Here is a 10,606-nt window from a genome sequence, read left to right on the forward strand (position 1 = left end):
AAAGCGAACAACCCACCGCGGAGAAGTCCCAAGGCAGCCATCGTCCACAACCCTTACCCCGCTAACCCTGCCCACGGCGCGTTCCAGTTCTCGGTGAACCAAGACAAAGTCAGGGTCGCCGACTGGAAAAATAGCGAGGATGCACCCAATAGTCACGGCGGGGGGCAGCGGCTTGTTAGAATGGCCGGCATTCCGAACCTAGATGGTCCGCTATCGAAGTGCCACGTGGTTTCTGCGTATTTGGATCCTCCCCTCCGCCGTCTGGCGTCACGATGCTTTCGTTCGCGACGACCCAAGACTCGTCTTGTCGCTCCTGCGATGTGACATCACACTTGATTGATCGAACCCAGCGTTCCGGCTATCATGCACGCGTGTTCCGTTGGCCGCCCCACGGAGTTTGCGCCCGTGCTGACCATGAACCGATGGCTTCCCGTTGCGTTGTGGGCGGCGTTCGTCGCTCTGCCGGTGTTGCACGCGTACGGCGACGACGGATATCGCGCCGGCGGGTGGCCTTTTCTGCCCTTAGCGCGCCCCGCAGTTCCGACGGCCGCCGTCGATGATTGGGCCGCGAATCCAATCGATCATTTCGTCTTGGAATATTTGTCGGAACGCGGGCTGCGGCCGAACGCGACGGCTGACAAGCTGGCACTGTTACGCCGCGTGACTTTCGATCTGACGGGATTGCCTCCCACCGTGGCGGAACAGGACGCCTTTCTGGCGGACGGGACGCCGAATGCGTATGAGACGGTCGTGGATCGGCTGCTGGCCTCGTCTCGATTTGGCGAACGCTGGGCGCAACACTGGTTGGACGTGGTGCGGTATGCCGAAACGGACGGCTTCAAATCCGATCGATTGAAGCCGAATGCCTGGCGCTATCGAGATTATGTGATCCGCGCATTCAACGAGGATCTCCCGTACGATCGATTCGTACGGCAGCAACTGGCCGGCGACGAATTAGAGCCCGGTAATCCTGACGCGTTGATCTCCACGGGCTATTTGCGTCTGTGCGCGGATGAAGACAATGCGGCGAACTTGCATCAGCGGCGGCAAGAACTGCTGGATGACATTACCGATACAACGGGATTGACGTTTCTCGGGCTGACGCTGGGCTGCGCCCAATGTCACGATCACAAATACGACGAGATCCTGCAAACGGATTACTTCCGTTTTCAAGCGTTTTTCGCCGCCATCACGGAGCGCGACGACGCCCCTGCCGCCGACTCCAATGGCATGGCCGACTATCATTCGCAACGCGAAGCCTGGGAATTGGCGACCGCCGATATCCGGCGACAGATCGAAGAATTACTCCAGCCGGAGCGCGACGCGATCGCTAAGACGTCACTCGAAAAGTACGAAGCCTCGATTCAGCAGTGCTTTCTCACGCCTGATGCGGATCGCACGCCCGAGCAGCGACGGATCGCGGAAATGGTTGCGCGTCGCATGGAGTTTCAATTCGAAGATACGCTGCCGAATAAGCTCGATCAGGAGAATCGCGCGCGCTACGACGATTTGCAAAAGCAGCTTTCGGAGTTCGATGCACAACGTCCGCCCGCGCCGCCCCATGCGATGGCGGTGGCCGAATTGGGGGCCTTAGCTCCCGTGACGCACCTGTTGGATGGCGGCAACGTCGATCGTCCTTTGCAGCCGCTCGAGCCCGGGTTTCCGGAATTCCTGACAAGCGCACCGCCTGAGAAGCTTGACTGCGTCGACCAGGCGCACACGACGGGGCGTCGCGCCCAACTCGCTTCGTGGCTCACTCAGCCCGATCACCCGCTTACGGCCCGAGTGATTGTCAATCGCCTTTGGCAAGATCATTTCGGCGAGGGCATTGTCGCCACGCCGAACGATTTCGGATTCCAGGGCGGCGCGCCGTCGAATCCGGAATTGCTGGATTGGCTGGCCGCGGAGTTGGTGGCGCATGGTTGGAGTTTGAAGCATATCCACCGGCTGATGGTCACGTCGGCAACGTATTGCCAGTCGAGCTTCTTGGGCGACGACGATGCGAACGTGCAATTGGCCTCCACCGCCGACCCAGCCAATCGACGCCTCTGGCGCGCTCGGCGGCAGCGTTTGTCGGGCGAATCGATTCGCGATGCGATGTTGGCGATCACCGGAGACCTAAACCTGCGAATGTACGGCGAAAGCGCACGGCCAGAATTGCCAGACGGCGTGTCCGCACGTTACGCGTGGAAGCCGGACGTGCAAGCGGCCGACCGCAATCGCCGATCGGTGTACGTGTTCGCCAAGCGCAACCTGCGGTTTCCCATCTTCGAGGCGTTCGATCAACCGGACCTGAATCAAAGTTGCGCGCGTCGCCCGACGACCGTCACGGCGCCGCAATCGCTGCTGATGTTGAACAGCAAGTTTACGCGCGAGATGGCTGTGAAATGGGCAGAGCGATTGATCGCAAACGCCACGGATGACGATGCACTTGTCACCCAGGCGTATCGCGAGGCCTATGGTCGGCGTCCGACGCCGGACGAACTGGAACGTGGCCGGTCGTTCCTTACTGAACAGGCATTGTTCTTGGAACCCGACGCTCAGCAGGTCGAATCTCAGGATGGTGCGACAGTCGCTGCGAATCAAACAGCGATCCAGAACGCGCGGCAAGCCGCCGTGATGGACTTTTGTCACGCGGTTTTCAATTCCAACGAATTCATTTCGATCGATTGAGGCGAGGCATGGCCCGTTGCCAACGACGATCGTCGCCTCCATCGCGTCGCGAGTTTCTGCTGCGCGCCGGAGGCGGCTGTGGAGCGTTGGCGCTGGCCTCGTTATTGAATCGGCAAAGTATCGGCAATGAGGCTTTCACCAACACCGCGGCAATCGAAGTTGCACCACGCGCCAAGTCAGTCATCTGGTGTTTCCTCGATGGCGGGCCGAGTCACATCGATTTGTTCGATCCGAAGCCGGAGTTGAATCGTCTCGCCGGGCAGCCGTTGCCTGCCAGCTTTAAGCGCCCCGTCACGGCGATGGGCCGCACGGCGTTCACGAATTTGCTGGCTTCGCAGCGAACCTTCCGGCAGCACGGACAAGCGGGAACTTGGGTCAGCGATTGGTATCCGGAGATCGCCACGTGCGTCGACGAGATCGCCGTGTTGCGCGGTTGCTATGCGGATGGATTGAATCATGTCGGCAGCGTGTGCCAGATGAACACCGGCAGCGTGCTGGCCGGTCGGCCGAGTCTTGGCGCGTGGTCGGTGTACGGCCTCGGATCGGAAAATGAAGAGTTGCCTGGCTTCGTGGTGCTGCAAGACAATCCCGACGAGCCGCCGGGCGGTAATCGGAATTGGGGCACCGGTTTCATGCCGGCTGTTTATCAGGGGACGCGGTTTCTGCCAAGCGCAACGCCTGTGCTGCATCTGGCGCCGGATGTGGCGGTGTCACCTGAGCGACAACGCCGCCGCCTGGATTTCGTACAGCAATTGAATGCGGCGCATTTGCGCGATCGTCAGCAAGACGACCAGTTGGAGGCCCGCATCGCGGCTTATGAGCTGGCGTTTCGCATGCAGTCGGCTGCGCCGCGCCTAGTCGACTTGGCCGGCGAAACCGCGGAGACGCTCCAACTCTACGGGATGGATCAACCGGAGACGGAACATAACGGCCGCAACTGCTTACTCGCACGCCGCATGGTCGAGCGCGGTGTGCGCTTCGTGCAACTGTACTTTGGCGCCGGCAGCAAGTGGGACGCCCATGCGAATGTCGAAGGAAATCACAGCCTTCACTGCCGTGAATCAGACCGGCCGATTGCCGGCTTGCTGCGCGATTTGAAACGCCGCGGCCTATTGGACTCCACGCTGGTCATTTGGGGCGGCGAGTTTGGACGCACGCCGATGAGCGAAAGCGGCAATGGGCGCGATCACAATCCTTACGGCTTTACCATGTGGATGGCCGGCGGCGGCATCTGCGGCGGCGTCACGTACGGCGCGACCGACGAAATCGGCCTCTACGCCATCGACGGTCGCGTCCACGTGCATGACATTCACGCCACGATCCTGCATTGCCTGGGGCTCGATCATCAGCGTTTGACCTACCTCCACAATGGCCGCGACGAACGAGCCACGATCAACGGTGGGAACGTCATCCGCGAAGTATTGGCCTGAACGCTGCATTCCTCAGTCAAGTCGGTGACCGCTCCAGGTGATTCTGGAACATGATCCGCATGCCATGGTTCACGCGTGGTTGCCATTGCGAAGCGCCGCTCATACTCTGGAAGATTCGTTCCCATCAGGCGATCCCTGATGTTGAAGTAGAGGCCGAAGTGTGCTCGGTATTTTTCATGGTGCAATCCATGATGAGTCACGGAATTGAGCACGCGGCCCAAGGGGTTGTGCAAGAAGCTGCCCGGGAAAATCTTGTATTCGCAATGTCCGAATACGTTGAACGGAATTTGTCAGAGCCGCAAAAGCGATTACGATCGTGACGAGTCCGAAGATGGCAATGCTACACAGCGAATGCCCGATTTCGCGCAGCATCTGCCGCATAGTGGGATCGTGTACGGAAATGCGCCGGTGACGCAGCGCCTGGCGAAAGACAACGTGGTTCTTCGGGGATTTTAGTGAGTTAGGCTCAAAGCTCACTCCCTCCGACTTCACCAACAAAGGCAACGCTGCCTTCGCATGCGCCGGCCATCGGTCGCAAGCAGGAAAGTGAGCGACCGATGACCGGCTCCGAGGAAGGCAGCGCCCCCCATGTTTCCCACGGAACATGAACCCTGCCGCGGGCTTTTGGCCGAGCATGACTCCGACTACCGAATGCGGTATTTCGACCGACATCATTGTCACGACGACGGTGCCGCGCACCGAAGTTGATCTGTTCGGCATATTCTAGGACGCCCAGGACGCCAATAGCGCGCTGGCGTACGGTATTCAAAGCGTGGGAGGGTCGGCGAGCTACTTTGATGCTGTTTCAATCACCTCTGGTATTCCACGAACACTCCTGATCGAGTTCGCCGGCGCCAGCAATTTTATGGATGTGCCGATCACGGTGCGGGCGACAGATCCAAGCGGCTTGACCAAGGACGTCACGCTTTCCTTCGCCCGCGCTGAATCGCTTCCATGCGGCGTGAAGAACGCGAGGCAATGTCACGCCGCATCTCAGCCAACACGTCGTCGCCGTTCCAGACGCCCCGAGTGATGAACTTCTACTAGGTCCGCACCTCTCCGCCATCCCCCGGTTCTGCATCCGCTCAGGGATGGGCCTCGGCGACGGCTGCGCCGTCGCCGAGGCCCATCCCTCCGCTCCAGCAGCACAGCGGTCTTACCCCAACGTTACCTTCATAACGGGTGGTACAGGAATTCGTGGCTGGTCACCCCGTTATAGACGTGTGTTACGCCGCCCAAGGTTCGCCATTATCCAGCCACATCCGTCCTATAGCCAAAACCACTCGTCCGCCAACATCCACCGCCGTCCAGGCACGTCCGTTGCGCAGAACATCCCGACTTGGCTACAAATTGGCTACACGAACGCCCAAAAACGGGCTGCGAGATGCGGTTAGAGCAACAAAAAAAGTCCGTGCAACTCTTTGAGTTACGCGGACTTACGTCAGGCGGAGGGCATGGGGCTCGAACCCACAACCGGTTACCCGGCACCACATTTCCAGTTGCGACGTGGCATGTTCCACGGACGTCCAGGATCGTTCTAAGTCGTACACCGTGGCCTAGTTGCGGGGAAAGCATTTGTCCACGATTGTCCAATTTGTTCTTAGACGTGTGCCCCTTTGGCTACATATTGGCTACACAGACGCAAACTGATTGCCCGGCACCGCCAATGACATACACTGCCAGGCAGTTTGTCAAACTGATTGTGGCTTCTATTTTCATCTGTCGGTAGGCTTCGTTGATTGCGGCAAAGCACTCGCAGGTGGCTTCGCCCACTCGAACGCCGCACACACTCATTTCTCGTAAACACGCCAAGACCAGGCGTGCCGACGGCGCGGCGGAAGGCCCGTACGGCATCAGCAAAGCGAGCCACTACAGCTTGATCACCAGACACTGAGTGCTTGGCAACTCAACCAGTTCTTCCGCCTTATCAGCCAGGAACTCGGCAAATGCCTGTCGCACTCCGGCCAGGATCGAGTAATCATGCGACAGCATGACTCCGCCAGGGAGCATCCGCTCGTAGAAGAACCGGAGGCAATCGAGAGTGCTCTGGTACAAGTCGACATCGAAATGGACGAAAGAAAACCTAGCGTTCGCGAGTGGCAGGGTGCCATCGGGAAAGCGACCTTTGTGAAAATGCACGTTAGAGTAACCGCTCAAATACGTTCGCACCGAGCCCAGACTGCATGCGTATTGGCCAGGGACATGTACGTGATTGTCGGCCGCACTCGATTCCGGCAGGCCCTCAAACGTATCGAACAAATGCAAGGGGGTTTCCCCTTTTGCCTCGCAGATCATCTTGGCGGAGCCTCCCTGGTACACACCCACCTCGGCCATGCTGCCCGACAACTTGGCAGTTGATCGCGCCAGGGAGTACACCAAAAAGGCTTCATTGGCCGTTACCAACCAACGCCGCTCACGGCGTACCTGGCGGATCAAACGCACAATCGCCGGATCCTTATGGCCGACGAGACCCAGCAGCTCTAGCGTCGCCACGGTCCCGATCGAGATTCGCTCCAGGACGCCACCGCCGATGAGGCGTTGGAAGCGCGCGTTTCTTAGCCACATGGCGGGCCTTATCCAGATGGGGGAGCCGTGGACTATGGAGAATGCAAGTGTCAATCCGACTGAAGCTTACCACAACCCTCTGCTGATCGCGGAACATGCGCCGCAAAGAAAAAGCGGCGACGATGTCATTCGGCGCTCCAATTTGGTTCTCCCGCGCTTTTGGTGAACCGCCGCCAGTTACTGAAGCGGATACCGTCTGAAAGCGGCGCTCGAATAGTGCAGCGTTTGGCGGGTCGCCGATGGTCGGTCGAAAAGTGTAGCGCTCATGTCCCCTGTCGTGAGTTACCCAGCAAAAACGGCGATCTTGCCTCCGCGTTCGCGGGCGGGCGCGAGGGGCATTGACCCGACAACTGGATAATCTTAGGCGCTGCACAATGCCACGAATTCGCTTTAATCGTCCACCCAAACGAGGTAGTGAATGGTGGCACTTCCGAGCTTCGCGGATATAGACTTGCGTCCTGCCTTGGGGACGAGTGCGTCCGTCCCTGACCTACGCTTCCCGCCGAGCTTCAATCCGGCCAACGTTGTGGAAAAGACGATTAACCAAATTCGCGAACAGCGCAAGCGGGCCATGGAATCGCCTCAGAAGTAACGACACTTCACTAAGCGACCGTGAGAAGTAAAGCCGGAGCTGGCGAATGCGCCGGCTCCGGTTTTTCATGGGTCGAGTGTTTTCTTCCGGCGCTTTGACTAGGCGCGGTCAAAGCGATCCAGGTTCATCACCTTGGTCCAGGCCGCGACAAAGTCTTGCACGAACTTCTTCTCCGCGTCGGAACTTCCGTAGACTTCGGCCACGGCCCGGAGTTGGGAGTTCGAACCGAAGATCAAGTCGACGCGCGTGCCGGTCCACTTCAGCTCGCCGGATTTGCAATCGCGCCCTTCAAACACGTCGGCGTCGGACGAGACCGGCTTCCACTGTGTTCGCATGTCGAGCAAGTTGATGAAGAAATCGTTGGTCAGCGCTTCGGGCCGTTTGGTGAAGACGCCGTGGCGAACCTGGCCGGCGTTGGTGTTCAGAACGCGGAGGCCGCCCAACAATACCGTCATTTCGGGCGCGGTCAACGTCAACAATTGCGCCTTGTCGATCAGTAACGTTTCGGCCGGGACGGTGTACTTCCCCTTAAGGTAGTTGCGGAATCCGTCCGCAATCGGTTCCAGCACTTCGAAGGATTCCACATCGGTCTGTTCCTGCGAGGCGTCCATGCGCCACGGCGCAAATGGAACCGCGACGTCATGCCCGGCGTTCTTGGCCGCTTGCTCAACTGCAGCGCAACCGGCCAACACGATCAGGTCCGCCAGCGAGACCTTCTTGCCGCCCGGCTGCGCACTGTTGAACGCGCTCTGGATGTCTTCCAGAGTCTTCAGCACCGTAGCCAATTGAGCGGGTTGGTTGACTTCCCAATTCTTCTGCGGCGCCAGCCGAACCCGCGCACCGTTCGCGCCGCCGCGCATGTCGGAACCGCGGAACGTGGACGCCGACGCCCAGGCCGTCGCCACAAGCTGCGAGACAGGCAGCCCGGAGGCCAGGATCTTGCTCTTGAGCGCAGCAATATCCTGCGCGTCGATCAAGGGATGATTCACGGCGGGAATGGGGTCCTGCCAGATGAGTTCTTCCTGAGGGACTTCCGGACCGAGGTAACGCACACGCGGGCCCATGTCGCGATGCGTCAATTTGAACCACGCGCGCGCGAACGCTTCGGCAAGCTGGCTCGGATTCTCCAAAAAACGCCGCGAGATTTTCTCGTAGGCCGGGTCAAAACGCAGCGCCAGGTCCGTCGTCAGCATCGACGGAGCGATCCGCTTCGAGGCATCATGTGCATGCGGCACGGTGCCCGCCCCGGCGCCGTTCTTGGGCGTCCATTGGTTAGCGCCGGCCGGGCTCTTCGTAAGCTCCCATTCGTAGCCGAACAGGTTCTCGAAGAAGTTATTGCTCCATTTCGTCGGCGTCGTGGTCCAAGTGACTTCCAGACCGCTGGTGATCGCGTCGCCCCCGGCGCCCGTGCCGAAGTCGTTCCGCCAGCCGAGCCCCTGCTCCGTGAGGCAAGCCGCTTCCGGTTCGACGCCCACGTGAGTCGCCGGCGCGGCGCCGTGCGTCTTGCCGAAAGAATGCCCGCCGGCGATGAGGGCGACCGTTTCCTCGTCGTTCATAGCCATGCGCTCGAACGTCTCCCGGATGTCATGCGCCGCGGCAACTGGATCCGGATTGCCGTCCGGACCTTCGGGATTGACGTAAATCAGGCCCATCTGCACCGCGGCCAGCGGATTTTCCAACTTGCGTCCGTGCATTTGCCCGTCGGCCTTGTCGTCAGACACCAACACGCCGCCCGCTTTTTCCACTCCCTCAGAACCATGTTTGTAGCGAACATCGCCCCCCAGCCATGTCGTTTCCGCGCCCCAATAAACGTCCAGATCCGGCTCCCAGACATCCTCGCGTCCGCCGCCGAAACCGAAGGTCTTGAAACCCATCGTTTCCAGTGCGACGTTGCCGGTCAGGATCATCAAGTCGGCCCAGGAAATCTGGCGGCCGTACTTTTGCTTGATGGGCCACAGCAGCCGGCGCGCCTTGTCGAGGCTTACATTGTCCGGCCAACTGTTGAGCGGCGCGAAACGCTGCTGGCCCCGGCCTCCGCCGCCACGACCGTCTCCGGTCCGGTAAGTGCCGGCCGAGTGCCACGCCATACGAATGAACAACGGACCGTAGTGGCCAAAGTCCGCGGGCCACCAATCCTGCGAGTCGGTCATCAACGCCGCGAGATCCTGCTTCACCGCCGCGAGGTCGAGACTCTTGAACGCTTCCGCGTAACAAAAATCCTCGCCCATCGGATCGGACTTGGAGGAGTGCTGACGCAATAAGTCGACCCTCAACTGGTTCGGCCACCAGTCGCGGTCCGACGTGCCGCCGCCAGCAGCATGTTTGAAGCGAGTTTGCGTGTCGGCTGCCATGAGATTTCTCCTTGAGCGCGCTCGGAAGGATGAACATTACACTGTTCACCCGCCAGCGATTTTTGCGGACCGATGGGCCAGGTGCCATCGAAGTCGACCAACCGCGGTGATGACCAATGAGCTGGCGTGTTGATCGCCAGTTCCCACCGCGCCCGACCGACTCCCATGGCACAAATCGTACCGCCAGCCGCCCGACGCGACAATCTAGGGAGGTGAGAGTTTCAGACCTTGGCGTATTGCCGTAGACCGATCAACGCCTTGCAGGTTCGCTTGCTTGTGCGCATCACACGACGATAGAATACTCGCGCGGGTTGCGGCGGGGTTGCACAGCACGGCAGTTGTGTTGCGAATTCGAATAGCCCGCTTGTCCACGCCTGCAGACCACGCGAAGGAATTCCGGTGGCCGACGAATCTGATTCCGAAAAGGTGGCACGGTTTCAGGCCGCGCTGGATCAGTTGATCGATCGGCTTGCCGAGGATCGCTACGTGCTGGCCGCGGTGCTGGTCGGTAGCTTGTCAGCGGACACCATTTGGCGCCGAGATCGCTCAGTCTCTGGATCATTGCGGCTGACGGCGTCACGCGCCGCCTGCGCAGCGACGGCAACGACGAACGGATTTTTCGTATCCCTGTCGAGAACGGCGTCAACATTCATGCCGAAGTGATTCCGCGCAGTCGCTTCAAACAGATGGTCGAAGGGGCTTCGCGCACGGCGTTCTCCTGCAACTTCTTCGCCGAACGCCGCATCGTATTCAGTAATCGGCGGCTGGTTCAAGACGGCGAACAGCATCGCCACGAAGGATCAGGAACGGGAGCTGCTGACCTTCTCCACCTGGACGATTCACGCTGTGCGGCAGGTTGTCGCCGGAAGCGACGACGGCACCGTCGTGCGCCAAGGCATCGAAGCGATTGCGATCTGCTCCGGAGTCATTCCGCACCGGAATCACGATCCCGCGCTCGGCGGCCAGCGACCTGGCCGAACTGGAACGCATGCTGG

General features: G+C 60.0%; 7 protein-coding genes. 4 read left to right on the forward strand and 3 right to left on the reverse strand.

All coding sequences use genetic code 11. From position 1 onward, the window contains the following. The first annotated feature begins 414 nt into the window (after nt 1-414). Genes SGJ19_01155 through SGJ19_01165 form a run of 3 tightly spaced genes read left to right on the forward strand, consistent with a single transcriptional unit; the run spans nt 415 to nt 4,423 of the window. On the forward strand, nt 415-2,673 hold the full coding sequence (locus SGJ19_01155) for a DUF1549 and DUF1553 domain-containing protein (protein ID MDZ4778843.1): 2,259 nt from the start codon (nt 415-417) through the stop codon (nt 2,671-2,673). 8 nt (nt 2,674-2,681) lie between these two features. Beyond that, nucleotides 2,682-4,103 (forward strand): DUF1501 domain-containing protein, encoded by a 1,422-nt coding sequence (locus SGJ19_01160; GenBank protein ID MDZ4778844.1) that lies wholly within the window; start codon nt 2,682-2,684, stop codon nt 4,101-4,103. Between the two features lie 59 nt (nt 4,104-4,162). Next, the gene (locus SGJ19_01165; GenBank protein MDZ4778845.1) at nt 4,163-4,423 is read left to right on the forward strand and encodes a hypothetical protein; all 261 of its coding nucleotides are present in this window, start codon (nt 4,163-4,165) and stop codon (nt 4,421-4,423) included. A 1,549-nt stretch (nt 4,424-5,972) separates the two neighbouring features. Here the strand turns inward: SGJ19_01165 and SGJ19_01170 are convergent. After that, nucleotides 5,973-6,668 carry a TylF/MycF/NovP-related O-methyltransferase gene (locus tag SGJ19_01170; GenBank protein MDZ4778846.1) on the reverse strand — a complete coding sequence of 232 codons (696 nt, stop codon included), beginning with the start codon at nt 6,666-6,668 and terminating at the stop codon, nt 5,973-5,975. A 690-nt stretch (nt 6,669-7,358) separates the two neighbouring features. Next, nucleotides 7,359-9,611 (reverse strand): catalase/peroxidase HPI, encoded by a 2,253-nt coding sequence (gene katG, locus SGJ19_01175; protein MDZ4778847.1) that lies wholly within the window; start codon nt 9,609-9,611, stop codon nt 7,359-7,361. 399 nt (nt 9,612-10,010) lie between these two features. On the opposite strand from katG, the gene SGJ19_01180 reads away from it, so the two are divergent. Then, nucleotides 10,011-10,274 carry a hypothetical protein gene (locus tag SGJ19_01180; GenBank protein MDZ4778848.1) on the forward strand — a complete coding sequence of 88 codons (264 nt, stop codon included), beginning with the start codon at nt 10,011-10,013 and terminating at the stop codon, nt 10,272-10,274. Nucleotides 10,275-10,361: 87 nt separating this feature from the next. Here the strand turns inward: SGJ19_01180 and SGJ19_01185 are convergent. Continuing rightward, nucleotides 10,362-10,606, reverse strand: a 245-nt coding sequence (locus tag SGJ19_01185; GenBank protein ID MDZ4778849.1) for a hypothetical protein, incomplete at its 5' end; no start/stop codon positions are given.

It is taken from the genome of Planctomycetia bacterium, from assembly GCA_034440135.1.
Taxonomy (GTDB): Bacteria; Planctomycetota; Planctomycetia; order Pirellulales; family JALHLM01; genus JALHLM01.

What these genes read in the sequence shown, in the direction of transcription:
- SGJ19_01165 (MDZ4778845.1), top strand. Translation starts at nt 4,163, where the DNA reads ATGCCATGGTTCACGCGTGGTTGCCATTGCGAAGCGCCGCTCATACTC.
- SGJ19_01155 (MDZ4778843.1), top strand. Translation starts at nt 415, where the DNA reads ATGAACCGATGGCTTCCCGTTGCGTTGTGGGCGGCGTTCGTCGCTCTG.
- katG (MDZ4778847.1), bottom strand. Translation starts at nt 9,611, where the DNA reads ATGGCAGCCGACACGCAAACTCGCTTCAAACATGCTGCTGGCGGCGGC.
- SGJ19_01160 (MDZ4778844.1), top strand. Translation starts at nt 2,682, where the DNA reads ATGGCCCGTTGCCAACGACGATCGTCGCCTCCATCGCGTCGCGAGTTT.
- SGJ19_01170 (MDZ4778846.1), bottom strand. Translation starts at nt 6,668, where the DNA reads ATGTGGCTAAGAAACGCGCGCTTCCAACGCCTCATCGGCGGTGGCGTC.